At 56.7% G+C, this 24,680-nt stretch carries 21 protein-coding genes and 1 pseudogene; 12 read left to right on the forward strand and 10 right to left on the reverse strand.

All coding sequences use genetic code 11. The features are described from left to right. Positions 1–167 precede the first annotated feature (167 nt). The gene (locus ACIGG6_RS08445; RefSeq protein WP_399843880.1) at positions 168–707 is read right to left on the reverse strand and encodes a phosphatase PAP2 family protein; all 540 of its coding nucleotides are present in this window, start codon (positions 705–707) and stop codon (positions 168–170) included. Then, complete coding sequence (locus ACIGG6_RS08450) at positions 670–1,833, reverse strand: glycosyltransferase family 4 protein (protein ID WP_399843882.1); 1,164 nt, start codon at positions 1,831–1,833, stop codon at positions 670–672. Before ACIGG6_RS08450 ends, ACIGG6_RS08445 begins: the two co-directional genes overlap by 38 nt. A 381-nt stretch (positions 1,834–2,214) precedes the next feature. Between ACIGG6_RS08450 and ACIGG6_RS08455 the strand changes: the two genes are divergently transcribed. Both ACIGG6_RS08455 and ACIGG6_RS08460 read left to right on the forward strand, forming a co-directional pair. Next, positions 2,215–3,222 (forward strand): porin, encoded by a 1,008-nt coding sequence (locus tag ACIGG6_RS08455; protein ID WP_399843883.1) that lies wholly within the window; start codon positions 2,215–2,217, stop codon positions 3,220–3,222. Between the two features lie 125 nt (positions 3,223–3,347). Beyond that, positions 3,348–4,013: an SDR family oxidoreductase gene (locus ACIGG6_RS08460; RefSeq protein WP_399843885.1), complete on the forward strand. Its 666-nt coding sequence runs from the start codon at positions 3,348–3,350 to the stop codon at positions 4,011–4,013. Positions 4,014–4,040: 27 nt separating this feature from the next. On the opposite strand, the gene phnE is transcribed toward ACIGG6_RS08460, so the two are convergent. The 7 genes from phnE to ugpB form a co-directional block, all read right to left on the reverse strand. Then, positions 4,041–4,844 (reverse strand): phosphonate ABC transporter, permease protein PhnE, encoded by an 804-nt coding sequence (gene phnE / locus ACIGG6_RS08465; protein ID WP_399843887.1) that lies wholly within the window; start codon positions 4,842–4,844, stop codon positions 4,041–4,043. Between the two features lies 1 nt (position 4,845). Beyond that, positions 4,846–5,649: a phosphonate ABC transporter ATP-binding protein gene (locus ACIGG6_RS08470; protein WP_399843888.1), complete on the reverse strand. Its 804-nt coding sequence runs from the start codon at positions 5,647–5,649 to the stop codon at positions 4,846–4,848. 143 nt (positions 5,650–5,792) lie between these two features. Further along, on the reverse strand, positions 5,793–6,668 hold the full coding sequence (gene phnD / locus ACIGG6_RS08475; protein WP_399843890.1) for a phosphate/phosphite/phosphonate ABC transporter substrate-binding protein: 876 nt from the start codon (positions 6,666–6,668) through the stop codon (positions 5,793–5,795). 209 nt (positions 6,669–6,877) lie between these two features. Further along, a complete protein-coding gene (locus tag ACIGG6_RS08480) occupies positions 6,878–7,933 on the reverse strand; it encodes a sn-glycerol-3-phosphate import ATP-binding protein UgpC (RefSeq protein WP_399843892.1) in 1,056 nt (351 codons plus the stop codon). Between the two features lie 2 nt (positions 7,934–7,935). Next, positions 7,936–8,778, reverse strand: coding sequence for a sn-glycerol-3-phosphate ABC transporter permease UgpE (ugpE, locus tag ACIGG6_RS08485; protein ID WP_159340695.1), 843 nt, complete (start codon positions 8,776–8,778; stop codon positions 7,936–7,938). A 27-nt stretch (positions 8,779–8,805) separates the two neighbouring features. Then, positions 8,806–9,690, reverse strand: a complete 885-nt coding sequence (ugpA, locus tag ACIGG6_RS08490; RefSeq protein ID WP_285264191.1) for a sn-glycerol-3-phosphate ABC transporter permease UgpA — start codon at positions 9,688–9,690, stop codon at positions 8,806–8,808. 85 nt (positions 9,691–9,775) lie between these two features. Then, complete coding sequence (gene ugpB / locus ACIGG6_RS08495) at positions 9,776–11,101, reverse strand: sn-glycerol-3-phosphate ABC transporter substrate-binding protein UgpB (protein WP_399843894.1); 1,326 nt, start codon at positions 11,099–11,101, stop codon at positions 9,776–9,778. 201 nt (positions 11,102–11,302) lie between these two features. On the opposite strand from ugpB, the gene argE reads away from it, so the two are divergent. After that, complete coding sequence (argE, locus tag ACIGG6_RS08500; RefSeq protein WP_399843896.1) at positions 11,303–12,472, forward strand: acetylornithine deacetylase; 1,170 nt, start codon at positions 11,303–11,305, stop codon at positions 12,470–12,472. Positions 12,473–12,552: 80 nt separating this feature from the next. Here argE and ACIGG6_RS08505 read toward each other — a convergent pair whose 3' ends face one another. Next, the gene (locus ACIGG6_RS08505; RefSeq protein ID WP_289108575.1) at positions 12,553–12,864 is read right to left on the reverse strand and encodes a hypothetical protein; all 312 of its coding nucleotides are present in this window, start codon (positions 12,862–12,864) and stop codon (positions 12,553–12,555) included. A gap of 155 nt (positions 12,865–13,019) precedes the next feature. Between ACIGG6_RS08505 and ACIGG6_RS08510 the strand changes: the two genes are divergently transcribed. The 9 genes and pseudogenes from ACIGG6_RS08510 to ACIGG6_RS08550 all read left to right on the forward strand — a co-directional run bounded on the left by ACIGG6_RS08510 (position 13,020) and on the right by ACIGG6_RS08550 (position 24,664). After that, complete coding sequence (locus ACIGG6_RS08510; protein ID WP_399843898.1) at positions 13,020–13,487, forward strand: YchJ family protein; 468 nt, start codon at positions 13,020–13,022, stop codon at positions 13,485–13,487. A 22-nt stretch (positions 13,488–13,509) separates the two neighbouring features. After that, a complete protein-coding gene (locus ACIGG6_RS08515) occupies positions 13,510–14,535 on the forward strand; it encodes a Bug family tripartite tricarboxylate transporter substrate binding protein (RefSeq protein ID WP_399843899.1) in 1,026 nt (341 codons plus the stop codon). A gap of 36 nt (positions 14,536–14,571) precedes the next feature. After that, positions 14,572–18,066 (forward strand): EAL domain-containing protein, encoded by a 3,495-nt coding sequence (locus ACIGG6_RS08520; RefSeq protein WP_399843901.1) that lies wholly within the window; start codon positions 14,572–14,574, stop codon positions 18,064–18,066. Positions 18,067–18,075: 9 nt separating this feature from the next. Beyond that, positions 18,076–18,348 (forward strand): GIY-YIG nuclease family protein, encoded by a 273-nt coding sequence (locus ACIGG6_RS08525; protein WP_062360488.1) that lies wholly within the window; start codon positions 18,076–18,078, stop codon positions 18,346–18,348. Positions 18,349–18,361: 13 nt separating this feature from the next. After that, positions 18,362–19,399 carry a histone deacetylase family protein gene (locus ACIGG6_RS08530; protein WP_399843902.1) on the forward strand — a complete coding sequence of 346 codons (1,038 nt, stop codon included), beginning with the start codon at positions 18,362–18,364 and terminating at the stop codon, positions 19,397–19,399. 114 nt (positions 19,400–19,513) lie between these two features. Beyond that, positions 19,514–19,900: a hypothetical protein gene (locus ACIGG6_RS08535; RefSeq protein WP_399843904.1), complete on the forward strand. Its 387-nt coding sequence runs from the start codon at positions 19,514–19,516 to the stop codon at positions 19,898–19,900. Positions 19,901–19,932: 32 nt separating this feature from the next. Next, on the forward strand, positions 19,933–21,612 hold the full coding sequence (locus ACIGG6_RS08540; protein WP_399843906.1) for a VRR-NUC domain-containing protein: 1,680 nt from the start codon (positions 19,933–19,935) through the stop codon (positions 21,610–21,612). Beyond that, positions 21,609–23,870, forward strand: a complete 2,262-nt coding sequence (locus ACIGG6_RS08545; protein ID WP_399843907.1) for an ATP-dependent DNA helicase — start codon at positions 21,609–21,611, stop codon at positions 23,868–23,870. The genes ACIGG6_RS08540 and ACIGG6_RS08545 overlap by 4 nt, the downstream gene beginning before the upstream one ends. A 31-nt stretch (positions 23,871–23,901) precedes the next feature. Further along, positions 23,902–24,664 (forward strand): annotated as a pseudogene (locus ACIGG6_RS08550) (TSUP family transporter). Positions 24,665–24,680 lie beyond the last annotated feature (16 nt).

The raw sequence follows: 24,680 nt of genomic DNA on the forward strand, positions 1-24,680 counted from the left end.
GCGTTATACCCGACGATGGGCAGAAGCCGTGCGATGAGGGTGGTGAGTCAGGCCGCGAGTGTACGCCTGCTCTAAACGCAACGAACCCACCAAAACAGGTGGGTTCGTCAGCAGTCTGAAGCCACCCTTTTTTTGGGTGGCTTTTGCATGTTGGCATGTAGGGACTCTTACCCCATCCAATAAAGGCTCAGTAGTGCAAAGCCATAGCCCATCACGCCACCAACCAGCACATCGCTCACATAATGTAGCCCCAGCCCCACTCGAGAAATTGCAATGAGTAGGCTGAGTGGAAGAACAATCGGCAGCAGCCAGGGGGTGTGGGCGGCCACTAATACGCTGAACATGATGGCGTGCATGGTGTGGCCACTGGGGAAACTGTAGCGATCTCGAGCGGGTTCACCGCAGTGTACGCCTCCCAGGTAAGTGATAAAGGGGCGCTCTCGGCACAGCTTGGTTTTAACCAGCTTATAAACCGTGACAGCTACCAGGGCGATCAGCGAGTACTGCATCATCCGCCACGTGCCATCAGGTTGAAGCCAGGGCTGGGCAGCAATCAGCAGTACCCACACCGGCCAGTCGCCTAACTTACTGGCTGTTTGCAGCGTTAGCCGCCAGGGGCGGTAGAGCGAGAGATGCGTGACCCGTTGGCAAAACCGCCACTCCCACAGGTCAAGACGATCGAATACGACAAGCGGGCGAGCTCGCATGGTGGGCCTCCTGGGCATGGTGTAGGTAGCGCAGAAATTGCTCAGCAATGCCCGACCAGCTTTGTTCTAGCGCGCGTAAACGGGCAACTCTTCCTATTCGTGCGTAATCGGCGGGGTGTTGGCACAGTGCCACGGCCGCTTCTTGAAAGCCGTGGGCGTCGTTAGGCGCTACGGTCACCCCGTTATGGCCGTTTTGGATCAGCTCCACGCTGGCTGCATGACGATAAGCAACTACCGCCAAGCCGCTTGCCATTGCCTCCGTTACTACGTTGCCCCACGTTTCCGACAGCGAAGGAAATACAAACATATCAGCACTGGCGTAGTGGCAAGCTAACTCATGTTTATCCACAAATCCGGTGAAATGTGCGTCAGGGAGTGCCTTCTCTAACTGCGCACGCCCTGGGCCATCACCAACGATCACCTGTGCCATATCGGGGCGCACATCGCGCATGGCTTGCAGCGTTTCCTGTAGCAGGGCCAGATTCTTCTCTGGTGCGAGTCGCCCGACATAGAGGGCGACCGGCTGGTGCTCGCTAACTCCCCACTGCTTACGCAGCTCTGCACTACGGTGAGCTGGAGAGAATTTTTCCCCATCAATCCCCCGAGAGAGCACCTGTACTTCATGGATACCCTGTTGGCGTAAAGCTGTGGCTTGCTGATGAGTGGGCACTAGTGTCAGTGCGCAGCCATTGTGAAAGTAGCGCAAATAGCGGCGAGTCGCGGCAGAGAGCCAAGAGACGCCGTAATCATGGCAGTAATGATCGAAGTTGGTGTGCCAACCTGCCACCAGCGGAATGCTCAACTGTTGCGCTGCCTGGCGAGCTGCCCAGCCGAGCGGGCCTTGGGTGGCTAAATAAATCACATCTGGCCGGTGCTGTTGCCAAAACCGCTGCAACGTGGACGGGCGAGCAAATCCCACCTGAACATCACGATAGCCGGGCAGCGCCAGGTGGTTAACCTGTAGCTCTTGGGTGGCATAGGCGGCACTGCCGGGTGCCTTAGGCTTAGGGCGAATCACATCCATTGTGACGCCCAGCCGCTGCAGCTCACGACATATCCGGTTGAGAGTATGCGCAACGCCGTTAATTTCTGGAGACCATGTTTCGCTAACGATACAGAGCCGCATGAGCGATTCATCCCTTTATCACGTTTCTCATTATGTTGCGCGGGCACAATGACACTGCCAAGACAGGCAAGTGAACAAGCGATGACAGACAGCCATCATGTTCCCGGTTTTATCGCTAGCTATTATTAAGTGCTGAGTCGTCATTTATCAGACAAATGTTAATCTAATAAGTCATTTTTGTTTAATTTCATTTTTTAAAAATATTAAATAAAAAAATAAAACTTTAAGAAGAATGACATATAACGCCTCTAAGGTAGCCAGTGACGAGGCAGTAGTAGCCTCCATTGTGCCTTCGCAACGCGCAATCATATTTAACTCAAATTTTAACTCTAGCTTAAGAAGTGCTGGTAACAAGCACTAACGACTTTAAAGGGATTCATCATGTTTAAGAAAACGACACTTGCTCTGGCGGTTAGTGGTTTGTTAGGTGCTTCTGCTGCCCAAGCCGCGATGGTGTACGACCAAGACGGCACCACGCTGGATATTTATGGCCGTATCGCAATGGGTATCGAGGGTGGCGGTGCAGAAGAAAACAACGTCGATAACGGAGAAGAGTTCCGCAACTTTGGCTCTCGTCTACGCGTTACCGCTGGCCATCAGATCACGTCCGACCTACGCGCGTTTGCCCGTGTAGAGTGGCGTTTTACTGGCGATGAGCGTAATCAAGAGTCTGGCTTTGACGAAGTTCGTAACAGCTACATTGGTCTGGATAGTGAGCAGTTTGGTACCTTCACTGCCGGTAACTTCGACAGCTTCTACGACGGCGAAGTAATGGGCGTGTTCGACGTGTACGTTGAGCGCGGCTATGAGTTCGCTGGTGGCGGTGTGCAGGCACGTGGTGATTCCCTGGCCTACATGACACCTGATCTGAACGGTTTCCAAGCCTTCGTGGCTGCTAAACACTACTCTGAGCGTGGCTTAACGCCTGCCCAGCAGAGTGCTGAAGGTTCAGAAGTTGCTACCCAGGGTGGCGTTGTTTACGCGACTGGCCCGCTGCGCTTAGCCGCTGGTTTTGTGGATGATAAAGCCGTTGGTGGTGGTAACGATGAAACCCGCTTTGGTGCAACTGCCGAATATGCCATTAATGACGCGTTTGCAGCACGCTTAGGCTACGAGACGCGTGATGACAATGCGACGCTGGGTGGTGGTTTTGACACCGTTGGTCTGGGTGGCTCTTTCGCCACTGGCGCATGGACCTTCCACCTCGACTATTACAACATCGAGCTGGACAACGTTTCCGACAGCCGCGATGCCTGGGCCGCTGCCGCGCATTATGATCTGTCCAACAACTTCGATGTTTTTGTTGAGTTGAACGACGCTAACGAAGATGCGGTCAACACCTACGAAGATGATCTGTATTACGCAGTGGGTGCTCGCTACCACTTCTAAGTAATACGTTAGGTTCCTTAATGTTTTAATGCTTTGAAAGATCGTTTTTTGCCGATGTGTTAATCACACATCGGCTTTTTGCGTTAAGCTGTTTTATTATTTAATAACGTATTTAAGGAGCGACGATGTCTTCGACAGTTGTGATTACGGGCGCTAATCGCGGTGTAGGGCTGGCGCTTGCCGAGCATTATCAGCAGGAGGGGTGGCAGGTCATAGGCGTATGTCGCCAAACCTCTGAGGAGCTAGCGCGCGTAGCGGCAAAAGTAGTGGAAGGTATTGATGTCACTCAGGGCGAAGATATTGCTCGTCTTGAAGCGTCGTTGGCCGGGCACACCATTGACCTATTGATCAACAATGCAGGCCTGCTGCGCGATGATGTGTTGGGGGATATCGAGATCGACAGCCTACGCCAGCAGATGGAAATCAATGCCTATGCGCCGCTGCGAGTATCCGAAGCGCTGCTGCCGCTGATGAAAAAGGGCAGTAAAATAGCCAATATTACTAGCCGGATGGGCTCCATTGCCGATAACGATTCGGGCGGTCGCTACGGCTATCGTGCGTCAAAAGCGGCGCTGAACGCCTTTGGTAAATCGTTAGCCATCGATCTAAAGCCTCGTGGCATCGCCGTGGCGCAGCTGCATCCGGGCTATGTGAAAACCCGCATGGTTAACTTTGGTGGCCACATCAGCCCGCAGGAGTCAGCGACGGGCATTGCCGCCTGCATCAAAGCGCTCAACTTAGAGAATAGCGGCGGCTTCTGGCACTCCAATGGCGAACAGTTGCCTTGGTAACGCACCAGATAACCGCCTATCGGTAGCTTAGATAACGCGCTTGCGGATTTGCGACGAGAGCTGTTCAAAACCAATAACCACGACCAGAATCACCAAAATAATGGTGAGGGCGCGGTCGTAGTTAAATAGCCGCATGGCGGCAGCGAGCTCAACGCCAATGCCGCCTGCGCCTACCAGCCCTAGCGTGACCGCTGAACGCAGCGCTTTTTCGACGCTGTATAAGCTAGTGGCCGTCATCGATGCTAGGGTTTCTGGCAAAATCGCACCCCCAATCACGGATAGCCTGCCGGCCCCGGTAGCGGTTAGCGCATCGGAGGGGCCAGGGTGGACTTCCTCAATCCGCTCTGAGAAAAAACGCGCTGCAAAACCAATCGTATCCATCACGATGGCTAGTACGCCCGCCATTGGGCCTAACCCGACCGCCACGACAAAAATCAGCGCCCAGATAAGGTCTGGAATAGTGCGCATGGTGGCAATCATCAGCCGTGTAATGGAGCGCACCCACGGGGTGGGGGAGGTATTGCGCGCCGCCAGCAGTGCAAACGGTACGCTGAGAATAACGCCCAGCGTTACGCCGACAATGGCAATGTTGAGGGTTTCATACATCGACCATGCCAGTACGTCTAAATTGCTGAGATCCGGTGGGAAAGCCCGTCCTATAAAGTGACCTAGGTTCGTCGCCCCGCGTATCAAACGCTCGAGTGTGACATTGGTGGCCATCACGCCCTGAATAAACAGCGCTAAAAAGCCAAGGCTGATGCCCCAAACAAACAGCGAAGGGCGACGAAAACGAGGCGGTAGATCGGTGGTCGGCGGTGGGGTCGAAGGCATGTTATATCGCCCTTAGCGGTTGGCGGGTATTTGGTGAAAGGGATGTTTGGTCTACGCGGGTTTCGCCTTGATAAAGCTCGCGCATCGAGTTGAGTGAGACAGTTGAGCGGGGCGAATCAAGCACCACTGTGCCCGCCTTCATGACGACAATACGATCACCATACTGCTGCGCTAGCTCTAGCTGGTGCAGCGTACACAGCACGGTGAGGCCACGTTCGCTGACTACCTCTAGCAGCAGATCCATAATCTCGCGGCCTGCTTTTGGGTCCAGGCTAGCAATAGGCTCGTCCGCGATAATGATCTGGGCGTCCTGCATTAACGTTCTGGCAATGGCTACGCGCTGCTGCTGTCCTCCAGAGAGGTCGCGGCAGTTTGCCTGAGCTTTATGAGCTAAACCGACGCGCGCTAACGCCGACATGGCACGTTCACGAAGCGCTTGGCTGGCCAGACAGGAGAGCGTTGTTAGTAGGCCAAACCGCTGCTGGCCCAGAGCGCCATAGAGCACGTTTTGGAAAACGCTAACGTTTTGCACCAAGTTAAATTGCTGGAAAACGACGCCTACTTTTTGGCGCAACGTGCGTAACTGGGAGGGTGAAAGCTGTGAGAGCCGTTCATCAAAAATATGGATATCACCACAATCATAACGTGCCAAGCCATTGAGGCAGCGCATCAGTGTGGATTTACCGCAGCCGTTGGCACCCAACAGGATTACGCACTCCCCTTTGGGAATATCCAGCGTTAGCCCACGTAAGACGTGCAGCTGGCCGTAATATTTATGCACATCGTTGATCGCAATGGCATTCATACAAAAACCTCCTGCGCTTGCGCTAGGAGGGCGAGAGAGTTAACCAACATAGTGGGATTACCGTGGTTGTACACCATCTGTGCCTAGCCCTGCCTCTGCACATTCAAGTGCAGAGGCATTAGGCGGATAAGCGCGGGTAAGGGTTAAAGCGCGATACCGGCTGCTTCATAGGCTTGGCGCACTACATCGTAATCTTCATTGGTGCGGTCAAAGCCCAGCGAGGAGTCGCGGTTCAAAAACTTATCTTCGTTGCGGTCGGTAGCAATCAGCGCGTTCCACAGGGTGTCGCGGTTCTCTTCCAGGGTGCTGCGTAGCGCTGTTTTACAAGCGTCGTCTAGCGAGCCGCGCATCCCCACCGGGTCACCGGGTAAAACATCGCTGGTAGCAATCACACGGTATTCGCCGTCCGGGTCCATCGCCTGGATCTCTTCGATATCGCGGTTACCGCCACCCATGGCATCCACATCGCCGTTAACCAGCGCGGCGACACGGGCATCGCCCGCCATAATGATCTCAAGGTCGCGATCAATATCCAGGCCCGCATCAACCAGCATTTGGCTTGGGAAAATATGGCCGCTGGTGGAGCCCACGTCTTTCAAAGCGACGCGATGGCCTGCCAGGTCTTCCAGCGACTGAATATCGCTATCGGCGGGAACATAAAAGCTGCTGCCGTAGTGGGGGCGCTCAATCGCAAACAGAATTTCAATATCGCTTTCGCGGTCGAACAGGACGAACTCAGACGGCCCCGCAAACACAAGGTCCACGTCATCATACTGCAGCGCGGTGCCTGCTGCCGTGCGGTTGCTGAGGCTAAACATCTCAAGCGTGAGGCCGGTGGTCTCTTCAAACGCTTCAGCAAAGGGGCCAAACGCTTCTGCGAGCGGGCCCATGCCTTCAATGCCGGTATCGGCCATGCGAATAGGATTGGGGCATACGCTGCTTAAATCGTTATTAGCGTGGGCCGTAGACACAGTGAAGGTGGCGGCTGCCATCGCAAGAGCTAACAGTGTTTTCGTCATAGTGGGGTTCCCTGAAACTGTTTTTGCGTTGCCTTACTTACAGAAGAAGGCAGCGAGTTATGATCCGCTTCAGGTTGGCAGCTCTCTGTGACACTAAGGTGTAGTCAAGATGACGGTATGATCACGTGAAGATGACAGGCGGTTTGTGGCATAGCGGTACCGGCCGCGCCCTAGACGAGTAGCGTTGTTACCCGCCTAAGGCGCAGGGGCTAGTGTGCGGTACGTTTGCCAGTGGTGCTATTAAATGGGTGAAGCGCCTCTTCGGTCACGTACACCTGCAGCGTTTCACCTTCGCTGACCGGTGGCTGGCCTGCGGTACGCACCACCGTGGGTTGGTCGCTGCCTGCCAAGTTCAGGTAAAGATGGCTCTCTGCCCCGGCGGCTTCAAACAACATCAAGGTAGCGTTCAGCGTTATATAGGACGCGGCTGGCGGGGCGAGCTGCATATCGTCCGGGCGGATGCCGACGGTATCAGTCTCTTTCGGCAACTGACTCAGCACGCCCTGGGTATCCTGCTGCGCAAGGTAATCCAGCGGCAGCATGTTCATGGCGGGGGAGCCAATAAACTCCGCTACAAACATGGTGGCTGGGCGGGCGTAGATCTCCATCGGGGTGCCCACCTGCTCAATCTGACCGGCGTTAAGTACTACCAAGCGATCGCCAAGTGTCATGGCTTCCAACTGGTCGTGGGTCACGTAGAGGCTGGTGGTTTTTAACCGCCGCTGAAGCTGTTTGATCTCCACGCGCATCTGCACGCGCAGCTTGGCATCTAGGTTAGAGAGCGGTTCGTCAAACAGAAACGCGGCGGGCTCGCGCACTAACGCACGGCCCATCGCCACCCGCTGGCGCTGGCCGCCGGAGAGCTTGCGCGGTTTGCGCTCCAAAAAGTCCTCAATCTCCAGCATCTTGGCCGCCGTGCGCACCCGCTGGTCGATGTCGTCTTTCTTGAAGCCGCGATTCTTCAGGCCATACGCCAAGTTGTTATACACCGTCATATGCGGGTAGAGGGCGTAGTTTTGGAACACCATGGCGATATCCCGCTCGGCGGGCTCTAGCTGGTTCACTACACGCTCGCCGATTTTTAGGGTGCCCTCGGTGATGGTCTCTAGGCCTGCCACCATGCGCAGCAGGGTGGATTTACCGCAGCCGGAAGGCCCGACCAACACCACAAACTCGCCGTCCTGAATGTGTAAATCGACCCCTTTGACCGCCGCCACGTTGCCCGCGTAGGTTTTTTTCAGCCCTTCCAAGGTAATGCTGGCCATGGTTATTTCTCCGTCTCGGTCAGGCCTTTCACAAACAGGCGTTGCATAAACAGAATCACTAATACCGGTGGCAGAGCCGCCATCACCACGGCGGCCATAATAAGGTGCCACTGGGGGTTCTCTTCAGAGGTCATGCGCTGAATGCCCATCACAATGGTGTAGTAGTCCGGGTCGGTGGTGATCAGCAGCGGCCACAGATACTGGTTCCAGCCGTAAATAAACATGATCACGAACAGCGCGGCGATATTGGTGATGGAGAGCGGCATCAAAATGTCTTTGAAGAATTTCAGTGGGCCTGCGCCATCCACCCGGGCCGCTTCCAACATCTCTTCGGGGATGGTCATAAAAAACTGCCGAAACAGAAACGTCGCGGTGGCGGAAGCAATGAGTGGTATCGATAGCCCGGCAAAACTATTGAGCATATTGAGATCCGCGACCACCTGGAAGGTAGGAATAATGCGTACCTCCACCGGCAGCATCAGGGTAAGAAAGATGAGCCAGAAGAAGAACATCCGAAAGCGGAAGCGGAAGTACACAATCGCAAAGGCGGAGAGCAGCGAGATCGACAGCTTACCCACAGTAATCGCCATGGCCATGATAAAGCTGTTCCATAGCATAGTGCCGGCAGGCGGTGCGCCCGCGTTAGACACGCCGGATTGCCACATGCGAGTAAAGTTTTCGATGCCGTGGGCACCAGGCAGCATCGGCAGCGTGCCGCGCAGCAGGTCGCCCGGCGCTTGGGTAGAGGCTACCAGCGCCACGTAGACGGGAAACACCACCACCGCGACGCCTACCATCAGCGTTAAGTGGGCAAAAAAGTTCGCCCAGGGACGATTTTCAACCATGACAAGACTCCAACAGTCAGCCTGCGGCTAGTAGTTCACCCGGCGCTCGATAAAGCGGAATTGCACCACCGTGAGTGCCACCACAATCACCATCAAAATCACCGACTGCGCGGCGGATGACCCCAGGTTCAGGCCGACAAAGCCATCGGCGTACACTTTGTACACCAGTGTGTTGGTGGCCTGGGCGGGGCCGCCCTGGGTAGTGGCGTGAATAATCCCGAAGGTATCGAACATCGCGTACACCACGTTCACCACCATCAGGAAGAAGGTGGTGGGAGACAGCAGGGGAAACACAATGGTCCAGAAGCGCTTCATGGGGCTGGCGCCATCAATGGCGGCGGCTTCGATAAGCGATTGGGGGATCGACTGCAGTCCGGCCAGGAAGAACAGAAAGTTATAAGAGATCTGCTTCCAGGCGGCGGCAAAAATCACCAGCAGCATGGCGTCTGCCCCAGAGGTGCGGTGGTTCCACTGATAGCCCACCATATCCAGCATGTAAGGCACGATGCCGATGGAGGGATTGAAGATAAACCACCACAGCACCCCGGCGATGGCGGGGGCAATGGCATAGGGCCACACCAGCAGTGTGGTGTAGGTGCTGCGCGAGCGAATCATGCGATTCACCGTGCAGGCCAGCAGCAGCGCCACTGCCATGGAGAGCAGCGTCGTGCCAATGGCGAAAACTGCCGTCACCGAGAGCGAGTTGAGATAGTTGCCGTCACGGAATAGGCGGGCAAAGTTGTCCAACCCGACAAAGGTGGTGCGTAGGCCAAACGCGTCTTCACGGAGCAGCGATTGGTAGAGCGCTTGACCGGCAGGCCAGATAAAGAAAATCAGCGTGATAATGACCTGAGGGGCGAGTAGCGCATAGGGCAGAAAGCGCCCTGGGAAGGTCATGCGTTTGGTTTGCATAAGCGACGAAACCTGCGATTAACAGATGGCACTAATAACGACATCGCCGCCTGCCTAAAAGGCAGGCGGCGAAGCAGGTGCTTACTTACTGATTCGCGGATTCAAAATCGCGCAGTAGTTGGTTGCCGCGCTCTACCGCCGCATCGGCCGCTTCTTGGCCCGACTTGTTGCCGGTCATGACTGCTTCCATCTCTTCAGAGATGATGTCGCGGATCTGTACGAAGTTACCAAAGCGCAGGCCTTTGGAGTTCTCGGTGGGCTCGTTCAGGGTCATCTGCTTCAGCGAGGTATCCGCACCGGGATTCTCATCGTAGTAGCCCTGCTCTTGGCTCAAATCCCAAGCGGCTTGAGTAATCGGCAGGTAGCCGGTTTGCTGGTGCCATTCGGCCTGTACTTCCGGCTGAGAGAGGTACTCGAAAAACGCTGCGACGGCGGCGTATTCGTCATCAGTGTGGCCCTGCAAAGCCCACAGCGTTGCCCCACCAATGATGGAGTTCTGCGGCGCGCCTTCTACGTCAGCGTAGTAGGGCTGCATGCCAAAGCCTACTTCAAAGTCGGCGTTGGCAGCTACGTCTGCACGGGAAGCAGACGAGCCAAAGAAGATCGCGCACTCCTGGGAGTAGAACAGCGGTTCGGCATCCGGGCCAGAACCCGGGCCGCCCCATTTGAACGCGCCAGCGTCTTGCCAGGTTTTCAGGTTGTCCCAGTGGCGGGCGACCAGCTCGTTGTTGAAGTTCAGCTCGGTGTCCATACCGCCAAAGCCGTTTTCCAGCGTACCCAACGGCGAGTTGTGCATAGCGGAGAAGTTCTCCAGCATCACCCAGCTCGGCCAAGAGGTGGTAAAGCCGCAGTTGGCCGCACCCGATTCGGTAATTTGAGTGGCGTACTCTGCGAGCTCTTCCCAGGTTTGCGGCGGCTGTTCTGGGTCTAGGCCAGCTTCCTCAAACGCATCACGGTTGTAGTACATGATGGGCGTGGAGGAGTTGAACGGGAACGACAGCATATTGCCGTTGGTATCGGTGTAGTAGCCCACCACGGCGGGCAGGAAGGCTTCGCGATCAAACGCACGGCCATGGGCTTCCATCAGCTCATACACCGGATAAATCGCCCCATCGGCGTTCATCATGGTGCCGGTGCCGACTTCAAACACCTGCAGGATGTGCGGCTGCTCGCCTGCGCGGAACGCTGCAATGGCGCCGGTCATGGTTTCGGTATAGTTGCCGCGGTAGCTGGGGGTAACGCGGTACTCATCTTGAGAAGCATTGAACTCCTCGGTCATGCCTTCCAGAATTTCGCCAAGTTGGCCGCCCATCGCGTGCCACCAGGTCACTTCGGTAGCGGCAGTGGCGGAGACACTGAACGAGACGGTGGCAACACCGAGGGCAAGCGCGTGCAACGTGAAACGAGACATAACGGCTCCTTGTGGGTCCTGCGCAGTACGTTTATTAAAGTTTTTGGATGCACTGAACAGTAGGAAGTGTAGATGACGCTCTCATGAATGCACGATGAACTTGTCGTGACGGTCAACGTTTAGTGAGGCGCTTGTAGCGCTCAGTAGGCAAAGGGCAAAGGGGGTGCTAGGGTGACTAAAGGCCTAACGAACGAGATAAATATGACGAATGCAACCTCGCTACTGGCTAAGCTGGTAGCGTTTGACACCACTTCCAGCGAGTCGAATCTGGCGCTGATTGAGTTTGTAGAAGGCTATTTAGCCGATTACGGTGTGACCGCCGAGCGTGTGATGAGCCCCTGCGGCACTAAAGCCAACCTGATTGCCCGCATTGGCCCGGATGCCCCCGGCGGCGTGATGCTGTCTGGTCATACCGATGTGGTGCCAGTGGCTGGCCAGCCCTGGAGCAGCGACCCGTTCATCCTGCGCGATGGCGGCGATGGCCGTTTATACGGGCGCGGCACTTGCGATATGAAAGGCTTTATTGCCTGCGCGCTCGCCATGGTGCCCGCCTGGGCGAAGGCACCACTGAAGCAGCCGATCTACTTCGGCTTCTCTTATGACGAAGAGATCGGCTGCGTGGGCGCACCCAGCCTGATTAAGCGCTTTTATGAGCACTACTCCACCACGGCCCACGTGATTGTCGGCGAGCCCACCAGCATGCAGCCGGTGGTGGCGCAAAAGGGCGCGACCAACCTGCGTACCACAGTGATTGGCCGTGAAGCGCACAGCAGCCAAGTGAATCAGGGCACGTCCGCGATCCACGTGGCCGCCAGGCTAGTGACATTTATTGAAGACTCCATGGCGGCGCTGGTGGAAGAGGGGCGTGTGGATGAGGCTTTTAACGTGCCGCATACCAGCTTGCATGTGGGTAAAATCAAAGGCGGCACGGCCATTAATATCATGGCGCGGGAGTGCCAGTTCGAGTGGGAGATTCGCCACCTGCCCACGGAGACCTTTGAAGAGGTGTACGGGCGCTTTAGCGACTACTGTGCAACGCTCAGTGAGGCGTTAAGTGCGCAGGGCAAAACCGTGGAAATTATTACTGAGCCGCTGAATGTGACGGTGCCGGGGCTAGCCGACCGTGACAATCAGCAAGTATTGCGGCTAGCGCAAGATCACTTGCCTAACGGCTGCTGCCAGCATGCGGTTGCCTATGCGACCGAAGCGGGGCAGTTTCAAGGGCAAGGGCTACAGGCGATTATTTTAGGGCCGGGCAGTATTACCCAGGCGCACCAGCCTGATGAGTATATTGAAACGGCGCAGCTTGATGAGTGCAGTGCGTTTATGCAGCGCTTAGGCAACGCTCTGGAAACGCCATATTCAGGCTAACGCGTTTATTTGCACCCAATAAAAAACACCCGCCAGTAGGATCGGGCGGGTGTTTTCTTGAGACGCTTACGGTCTGGCTATTAGTGCTGATGCTGCTCTTCGTAAAGCTCTGCTTTCGCATGGCGCATCACATCTTCGCACGCCTGCTGTTGGGCAAGCTGGGTTAGCAGCCTTTGGGTGACTTCAAACCCTTTCCCCAAGCAAGTATCCACTTCGTCACGGCTCACCTGTGGCGAGACGCTGCAGTCGATTTTTATCGTGCGGCCGCCGCCTTCAAGCCGGTCGGCAAATTCTCTAAGCCGCCACGCGATTCGCTCTTTCCAGTTTGCTGATTCTTCCGCGCCTTCGTTTACGCTAAACGTGCACTGCCATTCCGGTTTGTAAACCTTCATAGGAGAACCTCCACTGCGTTTGGAAAGAATGATCGATCGTGTTGTCGTACTCCGTCTGTCTAGGGATCTTGCTCTGTTACTATACCTAACTCAGGGCTAATACCGAAACAAAACATCTACATCGTTTGCTCCTTGCACAAGCCAGAGCCACTCCTATGACTCACTCATTGCCTAAAAGTTGCCCCTGCGGTAGCAATACTCCGCTGGCAACCTGCTGCCAGTCCTATTATCAAGGGGCCGCGCTGCCACCAACGCCCGAAGCGCTGATGCGATCACGATACACTGCTTTCGCGTTGAATCAGCGTGACTACCTGCTTGCCACTTGGCATTCCTCGACCCGCCCTCAGCAGCTACCACCCGATCCTGATACCCAGTGGGTCGCGCTCGATATTGTGGCCGCGCCAACCGTGCAAAATGACCAAGGCTCCGTGCATTTTCGCGCCACGTTTCGTGAGTCGGGTGGCTGGCATGTGTTAGAGGAAGTCTCGCGTTTTGTACGGGAAGAGGGGCGCTGGTGGTATATCGACGGTACGCCTAGTGTCATGCGTTTAAAACCGCGCCGGAATGAGCCTTGCCCTTGTGGCAGTGGGCGAAAATTCAAGGTATGTTGCCAGCAGGGCTAAGTAGTATGAGGCAGGAGAGGGGATGAACGCTTTGCAGGTACTGTTGACTATTTGCCGTAGGATACTGCTACGCACTTCCATTGTGGTCGCTCTTGGTATTGGGCTGCTTGCCAACGCCTTGGCGGTGAGTGACCAAGCGGAGGCGAATAGTGCTGCTTTTCCTGCTTCTGAGATTACCTTGGTGATGCCATTTGGCGAAGGCGGCGCTACCGATGTGTTGTTTCGGGCTATCGCCGAGCAAGCGCAAACTTATTTGGAAGTGCCGGTGACGCCAGTCAATATGCCAGGCAATGGTGCAACGCTCGGCTCTCGGTATGTACAAGAGGCACCTGCCGACGGCTATACCCTACTGGGTAGCCATCAAACGATTGATCTCGCCTACTTTGCAGGGCTTTCGGATTATTCCCACGACGCGTTTGAACCCGTGGCGCTGTTAACACGCACCGTCAATATTCCATCAACCTATGCAGGGCACCCAGTCACCCAAGCTAACCACATTGCCGCTATGGTTGAGCAACGCCCTGGTGAGCTACTGTTCGGAATTGTTGCTAACTCAACGGATAATTTTTTCTGGCTGCAGTTTTTTGAGCTAACAGGGATTTCGGCCGATGATGTGCAGTTCGTGCGCTACCCCGATACCGGCGCGCAAGTGGTGGCACTGTTAGGAGGTGAGCTGGATTTCGCGATGCTCAATTTACCTTCAGCAAATCAGCTATTCAGTGCAGGAGCGCTACTGCCCCTTGGCGTTGCCAGTGAAGCGCGCCTGCTTGCCTTGCCAGAAGTGCCTACTCTCATTGAGCAAGGGGTGGAGCTAGTGAATACGACCGACCGCGGTATCTTCGCCCCACTGGATACGCCGCCAGAGCGCCTTGAACGGTTAGCAGACGCGTTTGAGCAAGCGCTTGCCCAGCCAGCGATGACTCATACGCTGCAGTACACCCACGGTACTGTCGTAGACTTCCGGCCACGCGAAGCGTACGAGCGCTATCTTGGTGAACAATATCAGCAGCTTCAGGCATTGGCGGAGGCTGTTTCGTTTGAGCGCTAGCAGCCGACTGACCACGCACAGGAGCGAGTGGGATTCATGCCATTAAACACGCGTGACTTAGCAGCTGAGACGCTGCTATTAATGGTGTCAGCGACACTGCTCTTTATGGGCGGCGCAGGTCTGTTGGTAGGGCTTGTGCTGCCGAAGATGCTGCTTGGCCCTATGCTGGTTCCTGATGCTTCGTTGGCGACCCTATTGATCGGCATGAGCTTATTGGCGACGTTGTGCCACTGGCCTTGGCTGCGTTGGGGCGCTGCAGGCGCACTGTTGGCGCTCACGGCATATACCCTGGCCCATAACTCTCTTGATCAAGGGGTTGTCGAGTCACTGATTACCGGCGAAAGGCGCATGACCTCGCTATCAACGGTCTTTTTGCTTTGGGTTAGTGCTTGTTTGGGGGGCGGCGTTGGCAGTTCACCATGGCGCTTGTTATGGCGGATCACAGGGGTTGGGCTCCTGCTGTTTGGCGGCTTTGTGCTGGCCCAGCTTTGGCAAAGCGATGAGCTGTATCAACCGCTGTTTAGCTCTTCGCCCATCGCAGTCCTGGTATTTATTGTGCTGTTAGGGGCTGCTCTATTGGTGGCAGGCTGGCGACATCGTGCTGCACGCCTAAGCCCTGGCCGGTTAACCGTCATAGTCGGGTTGGCAGGTGTGCTGGCTAGCAGCTTGGCGTGGCTTCTGCTTAGCATGCACCAGCGCGACTCAATTGAGCAGCAGGCGAGCTATCTACTAGATAGTGTTCAGCTTAACGCTGAGCAGGCCATGACAGAGTGTCTTCAGTTAATGCAGCGCATGGCCGAGCGGCTAGAGATTGTCTCTGCTGACCAGGGCCAAAGCGAAGGCCTGTTTGAACAAGATGCCCAAAACTATTTTCGCGATACGCTGAGTTTAATAGAGATTGCGCTGGCTGATGACCAAGGCAGGGTAATCTGGTCGCAGGGACGCAATGAAGAGAGCGGCGACTGGCTATTGAGCCAGCTAAGCAAGCCCACTGTACAAGCTTGGCTCAGTATTCCTTTTGAGCGCCCGCGCTTGCTAGTGTCCGATAACCAGCAACGCAGCATGATGCTGATGGCCATTCCTGTCTCTAGCCAATCGCAACAGCTATTGGCCGCGATAGATTTAAGCACGTTGCTAAATAATGAGCTGCGGTTAGCCTTAGGGCCATTTCAGGTCAGCGTCAGCCGAAGCGAGCAACTGCTGCTGACGCTTCATCCCTCCGGGTTTGCTGGGGCTAACATCACTTCTTCCTCATTGGCATTAGCAAGCCGCCTGGCTGGGCTGCCAGGGGGCGTTAATCTAACGCTGCGCGCCTACCCAGGCCAGCATTACAACTGGTATTTATTAGGTGTAATGCCCATTAGCGTCACGGTGGGTGGCTTGGTGATGAGCTGGTTGCTGGCATTTAGTGTGGGGTTAGCCGGGGCAAGTACCGCCCGCGCAAGAGAGCTGGCGGTGGCTCGCCACTCCCTGGAGGAGAGTGAGCAGCGCTACCGTTCGCTGTTTGTACATCATCCGGACGCGGTATTTTCGCTGGATAAAAGCGGCTATTTCATGACGGCCAATACAACCTGCGGCAAGGTGACCGGCTTCCCTCTTGAGGAAGTTGTCGCGCGTCATTTCTCGGACTTTGTGGAAGAGAATGAGCGAGATTATATCAAATCGTATTTTAAGCACGTCCTGCAGGGCGGTATTTCACGCAATGAAATTACCATCACCGATAGTCAATCGCAGCGTCGTATTCTGGATTTGATCAGCTTACCCATCACAGTGAATGGCAGTGTTGAAGGAGTTTACGGTATCGCCCAAGACGTTACAGAGAAACGCAGGCAGCAGACTCGGCTGCGTATCCTTGAGCGCAGCGTGGAAGCCAGTGTGAACGGGGTGGTAATTGCTGATGCCAGCCAGCCTGATTTGCCGATTGTGTATGCTAACCAAGCTTTTAGCACTATGACGGGTTACTCACAAAGTGAAGTGATTGGCCAGAATTGCCGCTTTTTGCAGGGGCCTGATAGCGATCCTGCCATGGTCGCTAAGCTACGTTGTGGTATTCAGGAGCAGCGCGAGACCCAGGTGACGCTATGTAATTACCGCAAAGATGGCACGCCGTTCTGGAACGACCTCTACGTCGCACCGGTACGGGGCCAGGATGGCGGGGTGACCCATTTCGTCGGCGTTCAGCACGATATTTCCAAGCACAAGGCCTACGAAGCTCGCCTAGCCTATCATGCCACCCATGACGACCTGACTCGCTTGCCTAACCGCATGCATTTCGAAGAAGTCCTGCAGACACAGTTTGCCCAGGCACAGCTGGGGGGGCATGCCATCAGCGTGCTGTTCGTGGATCTGGACGATTTCAAGCCGATCAACGACAGCCTGGGGCATGCCGTGGGTGATCAGGTATTGATCGAAGTAGGCCAGCGGCTGAAGGCGGCACTGCGCCAGGAAGATACGGTGGCCCGCTTGGGCGGTGACGAGTTCGTGCTGCTGATTTCGTCGGTCAGTGACGAAAAGCAGGTGATCGACATCGTCGAGCGCCTGTTGCCCGCCTTGGCTCGCCCTTACTGCATCGATGGCCATGAGCTGTATTTGACCGCCAGCGTGGGTATTGCCATGAGCCAGCCCGATACTCCCCAGCCACAAAGCTTGATTCAGCAAGCGGATATGGCGATGTACAAAGCGAAGCAGCAAGGCCGTAACGCCTATGCGTGGTTCAGCCACGACATCAACGAAGTGGCCAACGAGCGGGTCAGCCTGCGTAACGACCTACAGGAAGCCATCGACCACCAAGGCTTTGAATTGCATTATCAGCCGCTGTTTAACCGGCATGGGCGAATCGACAGCGTGGAAGCACTGCTGCGCTGGCCGCACACTATTAAAGGTTATATTTCCCCTGCCCGCTTTATTCCCTTGGCGGAGGCTACTGGGCAAATTATGCCGATTAGCGAATGGGTGCTGCAGCGGGCCTGTAAGGATATGCTCAAGTTACAGCGCAGCGGGTTGGGGGAGCTGCGGGTCGCGGTGAATCTTTCGCCTTTGCAGTTCCACCGTGACAGCTTTCTAGCCACGCTGCGTCAAACGTTATTGGATACTGGATTGCCAGCAGAGCAGTTGGCCCTAGAGTTGACCGAAGGCATCCTGATGGATAATACCGACGCAGCAATCAATATTCTTAATGAGTTACACACTATGCAGGTCAGTGTGTCGATTGATGACTTTGGTACTGGCTACTCAAGTTTGAGCTATCTCAAGCACTTGCCGATCAGCACGATCAAAATTGATCGCAGTTTTATCAGTGAGATCACCAACAGCGACGGTGATTCAGCTATTGTGCAGGGGGTGATCTCCATGGCTCACCACCTAGGCCTTAATGTGGTGGCTGAAGGCGTGGAAACCAACGAGCAGCATCAGCGACTGTTGGCGTACCGCTGTGATTTATTCCAAGGTTTTGGGCTAGCGAAACCCATGCCGCTGGCAGAGCTTGAGCGTTTAATGGCCGAACAGGAAGTGTCTACCTCTACGACCAGCTAACGAGCCGCTATGGAAAACACAGCCACTTCTCCATGGTATTTGTACCTGCTTGAGTGTAGGCGCGGTACCTATGTAGGGATTACTAACAACCTCGCCAAACGCTACCAAGCCCACGCGACGGGTAAAGGCGCGCGCTATACCCGGGCAAACCCGCCACTAGCGTTACTGGGCGCGCAACCCTTTGCCGACCGTGCCGCTGCCAGCCGTGCTGAGTATCAGTTAAAGCAGCAGACCCCAGCCCAAAAGCGTCGCTGGGCAGCTGACTGGCCGTATCACGCATAAATAAGGAAACCGCATGCTAACGTTTTTTTCCGAAGGTAGCCGCCTGCGCCAAGCCCGTAGCGAACTGCACGATGGCGCTTTAGTTACCCCCTTTGAGTGCCCCGAGCGGATGGATTTGGTATTGGCTGCCTTGAGCAAAGCCGCGTTTGAAGTTCGTTCGCCCAGTGACTACGGCCTTGCGCCCGTGCTGGCGGTTCACGATGCTGATTACGTCGCGTTCTTGGAAAACTGCTGGCAGGCATGGCAAGCGGCGGGCCACGCGGGCGAGGCCATCCCCAATATCTGGCCAGCCCGTACGATGCGCGGTGACCGTATTCCCCAGTCGGTGAGCGGCCAGTTGGGCTACTACGCCCTTGCTGCTGAATCCTCGATTACGGAAGGCACCTTTGCCGCTGCCTTGGCAAGTAAAGATACCGCGCTGGCGGCAATCGATCATACCCTCGCTACTGGCGAGCCGACCTTCGGCCTGTGCCGTCCGCCGGGCCACCACGCGGCGGTGGATCAATTCGGCGGCTACTGCTTTTTTAATAATGCCGCCATCGCTGCCCAGCGCGCGCTGGACGCTGGCAAGCGCCGTGTCGCGATTCTCGACGTGGATTTTCACCACGGTAACGGCACCCAGCAGATCTTTTACCGCCGTGACGATGTGCTGTTTGCCTCGCTGCATGGCGACCCGGACGTGACCTTCCCCTACTTCTCAGGCTACGCCGACGAAACCGGTGAAGGGGCAGGCGAAGGCTTCACGATCAATTACCCGCTGCCGCCAGGTACGTCCGTCGCCACCTGGATGGTCGCGCTAGACGATGCGCTGGCGCGCATTCATCAGGCCGAGTGCGAGCTGCTGGTGGTCTCGCTGGGTGTGGATATTTTTGAAGGCGACCCGATCAGCGCCTTTACCTTTCAACACGCCGACTTTATTGCCCTCGGCAAGCGCCTCGCGACCGCTGGTCTACCCTGCGTATTTTTAATGGAAGGGGGCTATGCCGTGGAGGATATCGGTGTCAACGTGGTGAACGTACTGCAAGGTTTTAATGAAGCGAAAAGGGCGTGAAAAAAGGCATTAAGGTGACAGCTGCACGAAATTCGGGCAGTCTTATGCCTTTTTGGCCTATCCTGTAGGCGGTTACCTCTTTTTCACCTTATCGTTCAACGTGGGGAGCGGCGCGTGGCAGTTTACGGCGGTATTCAGGCACATGAAGTGGAGCGTTGGCTAAATGCCCTCACCAACGCGGCCTACGACCGACGCTGCCCGCTCTCTAAAGTGCACGGGGGCAACGCCCGTGCCCGCACTGCCCGCCAGGATTTACTTCATTTTGCGACCGCGTTTCGCGGCGGTGAGCGCAGCCGCGAAACGGTAGCGGATGGTTTAAGCCGCTGGTGCCAGCACTATCTGACCGAAGCAGAGTGGTACGTGCTGGTAGGCGGACGCCAGCCCGTTGCCCAGGCGAAGCCCACCCCGCGCGTGATGGAGCAACCTACCGAAGTGCCTACAGCCGACGAGCAAGCCGCTGACGATGCCTTGGAAGTGCTTTACCAACACCGCGTGGGTTAACCCACGGACGTTCGCGCTGTTACAATGGATGCATGAACAGTGCCTCTGCCGCTCCGGCGACCGCCTCCCTTGATAATCCTTTCTACTACTTAGCGAATTTTCGCTTCGTGGTCGCGTGGGTGCAGGCGCGCCACGGTGATTTACTCAGTTCCGATGAGCATCAAGCTCTTCAGCAATGGTCTCAGCTGCCCCGCGCTTCTCAAGCGCTGTTAGTGCGGATGGTGATGCGTAAAGGCGAGCTGTTCCGCGTGGATAAGCTCCGCTATCCCGAAATTGGCGATACTCATCCGGCGTTGGCGCCGCTACTGGCGCTTGGCTGGGTGGATGACGCGCCGCTGTTAAGCGTGAAGGAACTGTTTCGGCTGCTGCGCTTAAGCGAGCTGCGCCACGCCTTGCAAGCTCCTATCAGCACCGCCGGGCTGCCGTCTAATGCCACCAAAACGGCGCTCCAATCTGTGTTAATGCCTGTGCTTACCGATTCAATGCCGCTGCGCCAGTGGTGGCCTGCCGCAACAACGCACATCGTGCGGCTCAACGTCATGGCGCTGTGTGACCTCCTGCGGCTGATGTTCTTTGGCAACCTGCGCCAGGACTGGGCCGAGTTTGTGCTCACCGAGCTTGGCTTGCAGCGTTTTGAACAGGTGCCACTGACCGCCGAATCACGGGCGTTTCAGCATCGAGACGAGGTGGACACCTACCTGGCACTACACCACCTACGCGAACGCCTAGAAAACGGTGAGCTGCCTGAACGACTGGCCACAGAAGTGCCCGCGGCCTCCGACAACCGTTGGCTAGACGCACGCCGTTCGCGGCTGCTGCTGACCCTGGGGCGTACGGCGGAGCGCAGTGGTGATGCGGAGCTGGCGGTTTCGCTCTACGTCGAATCGAATAACAGCGAGGCACGCATTCGCAGGTTGCGGGTGTTAGAGCGGTTAGGCCGTTACCAGGAGGGTTACGAGCTGGCCCAGGCCGCGCTGGGGCAGGCGGGAGAGAGCGAAACCCAAGCGCTTGGGCGCTTGTTGCCGCGCTTGGCGCGCAAGTTGAACCAGCCCGCCCCCCAGGTCGTGAAAGCGGCGGACGCCCCGACCTACGTGCTGGAGCTTCCTGGCCCTCAGTCGGTAGAGCGCGCCGTTGCCGAGCACTTGTCCACTGCCAGCGCTCCGGTGTTCTACGTGGAAAACGGCCTAATCACCGGGCTTTTTGGCCTGCTGCTCTGGCCGGCGATTTTCAAACCGCTGCCGGGGGCGTTTTTTCACCCGTTTCATAGTGGGCCTGCGGATTTGTACCGCGAGGACTTCGTTCGTCAGCGCCAAGCCGAGATCGACGCCTGCCTGGCGCAGCTAGACGACGGGCGCTACCGCGAGACGATGCGCGCGACTTGGCACGCCAAGCAGGGCATTACCTCGCCGTTTGTGCACTGGGGTGTCTTGAGCGAACCGCTGTTAACAGCCGCGCTTAGCTGCCTGCCCGCCGCGCACCTACGCGCCTGCTTTATCCGCTTGCTGAGTGACCTAAAGCACAATCGGGCAGGCCTGCCGGATCTTATTCAGCTAATGCTTGATGCGCCCGCCGGGAAGCCTCGCTACCGTATGATCGAAGTGAAAGGCCCCGGTGACCGCCTGCAGGATAACCAGCGCCGCTGGATTGATTTCTTCTGCCGCCACGACATGCCGGTCGAGGTGTGCCACGTGCGCTGGCAGCCTACTTCATGAGCCGCTATCGGGTCGCAGTGCGTACGCTGTGCGATTTCACCGCACGCCAAGGCGACCTCGACCACCGTTTTACCCCCGCTCCCAGCGCCCAAGAGGGCATTGAAGGCCACGCGCTGGTGGCCAAACGGCGGGAAAACATAGCGGGCTACCTGGCCGAATTACCGCTCTCCGGCGAATATCAGGGGCTACGCGTTGCGGGCCGCGCCGATGGCTTTGATGTGGCGGCAAATTGCGTTGAAGAGGTCAAAACCTATCGCGGCAGCCTAGCGCGCATGGCGGATAACCAGCGCGCACTGCATTGGGCCCAGGTGAAGGTATACGGCGCGCTGCTCTGCGCCGAGCGCGGCCTTTCACACATTACGCTGGCGCTGGTGTACCTGGATATTGCCAGCGGTCAGGAAACCCGGCTGACGCTTGATGCCCGTGCCGAGGAGCTAGCGGCGTTTTTTGCCGACCAGTGCCAGCGCTTTTTAGCCTGGGCCGAGCAGGAGGCCGCCCACCGCGAGCGCCGCGATGCGTGGCTCGCCACGCTGACCTTTCCCCACGTGGACTTTCGTCCAGGGCAGCGGGCGTTGGCCGAAGACGTGTTCAAAGCCGCCAGCACCGGGCGCTGCCTGCTGGCCCAAGCGCCCACCGGCATTGGCAAAACCCTGGGCACGCTGTTTCCCATGCTCTCTGCGATGCCCCGCCAGCGGCTCGACCGCATCACTTTTCTCACTATGAAAACCCCTGGCCGCCGCCTCGCGCTGGATGCCTTGGCGAGCCTAGAAGCTCCTGCCCAGCCGCTGAGGGTGCTGGAACTCGTCGCCCGCGATAAAGCCTGTGAATACCCCGGCACCGCCTGCCAAGGCGATGCCTGCCCTTTAGCAAAAGGGTTTTACGACCGCTTGCCTGCCGCCCGCCAAGCGGCGGTGGAAAAAGGCTGGCTAGCGCGCGATGTGCTGCGCGAAGTGGCGCTGGCGCATCAGGTTTGCCCCTACTACTTAGGCCAGGAACTGGCCCGCTGGGCGGATGTGACGGTGGGGGATGTGAACCACTGGTTCGATAGCCACGCGCTGCTCCACGGGCTTGCTCAAGCCAACGACTGGCGAGTGGGGCTGCTGGTGGATGAGGCGCATAACCTGGTAGACCGTGCTCGTGGCATGTACAGCGCCGCGCTCTCCCAGCAGCGTTTGAGCTACCTGCGCCGTCACTCCCCGCCCGCCTTAGCCAAGCCGCTGGCCCGCGTAGGCAGGCAGTGGCAGGCGCTCAGTAAAGAGGTGGCCGCCCAAGCGCCGGAGCGGCGTTACCACTTGCTAGAAACGCTGCCCACCAAACTGGTGAGCGCACTGCATACCCTTGCTGGGGCGATTACTGATTATCTCGTGGAGCACCCCGAAGGGGCGAATCAGGCGCTTCAAGAGCTGCTGTTTGAAACGCTGGCGTTCTGCCGCTTAGCGGAGCAGTTTGACGAGCACTCCCTGTGCGATCTGGACAGTCAGGGCAAAGGAAGTGCGGTGCTTGGGCTACGCAATGTGGTCCCGGCGGACTTTCTCGCCCCGCGCTTTAAGCGCGCTCACTGCACGGTGCTGTTTTCCGCCACGCTGTCGCCTTTTTACTACTACCTCGACTTACTGGGGTTGCCGGAGCGCAGCGTATGGCGCGAGGTGGAATCTCCCTTCGTGGCGCAGCAGCTAGAGGTCCATGTGCGTAGCGATATCTCTACCCGTTACCATCAGCGCACGGCGTCGGTGCCTCCGATTGTGGCGACACTGGCGGCGCACTATCAGCACAAGCCGGGCCACTACTTGGCGTTTTTTAGTAGCTTTGCCTACCTCAAGCAGGTGATGGACGCGTTCGAGCAGGCGCACCCTGAGATTCCTGTGTTCGCGCAAACGCGCAGCATGCAGGAGCCTGAGCGAGAGGCGTTTTTGGCGCGCTTTACTCCCAGCGGTAAAGGCATTGGATTTGCGGTGCTGGGCGGTGCCTTCGCGGAGGGCATTGACCTGCCCGGTGAACGATTGATTGGTGCCTTTGTGGCAACGCTGGGCTTGCCGCCGTTTAACGACTTTAACGAAGCGCTGAAAGCTCGATTGCAGGCGCGCTTTGGCCGGGGAGACGACTACACCTACCGTATTCCTGGGATGATCAAGGTGATACAGGCCGCCGGGCGAGTGATCCGCAGCCCCGACGATGAAGGGGTTGTGGTATTAATGGATGACCGTTTTGCCCATGCCCAGGTGCGCGCACTGCTGCCGCGCTGGTGGCAGCTGGGCTGATCCCATCACTGTAAGGAAACCTATCAACGCTATGGCAGATTTACTTTGGTATCAGTACGTGCTGATTGGGCTTATCTTTGCCTGGAGCGGCTTTGTACGCACCAGTCTTGGCTTTGGTGGCGCGGTATTGGCGCTGCCGTTTCTCCTTGCTCGTCGTCAACGAACCATTGGTGTTCCTGCCGATTATTGCTATTCATCTGCTGATTTTTTCCAGTTGGATTGCCTGGAATGGGCATCGTCAGCTACAGCAGGCGGGCAGCAGCGCTGCGGTTCAGAGCAACATCGACTGGGGCTATTTAGGCAAAGCGCTCAAGATCATGATCGTGCCCAAGCTGGTGGGGGTGGTTGGGTTGCTCACCCTGCCGGCCAATGTGATGACCAGTATCATCTACGCCATCGGCTATGTGTTGAATAAACCGTTTAGAAGTAACAATAAGTACGTGGATTATGTACTGCTGGGGCTGGGGGGCTACGTTAGCGGCACGTCGCTGATTGGCGCACCGCTGATTGTGTCCGTGTTCGCCACTCACGTCGCGAAAGAGCAGTTACGCGACACCATGTTTGTGCTGTGGTTTATTTTGGTCGTGATCAAAATGGTGTCGTTTGTGATTGCGGGCGTTGACCTACAGCTCATTCATCAACTATGGCTGCTGCCCTGTGCCTTTATCGGCCACTTGCTTGGTGAAAAAGCCCACCGCTACTTGCTCAATGCCGATACGGGTCTATTTTTTCGAGTGCTGGGTGCGGTGTTGATTTTAGTCAGCGTCGTGGGGCTGATTCATCCACCTGGGTGAGCGTAGGCGGTTTATA

This window comes from Vreelandella lionensis (genome assembly GCF_044543515.1).
Lineage (GTDB): Bacteria > Pseudomonadota > Gammaproteobacteria > Pseudomonadales > Halomonadaceae > Vreelandella > Vreelandella lionensis.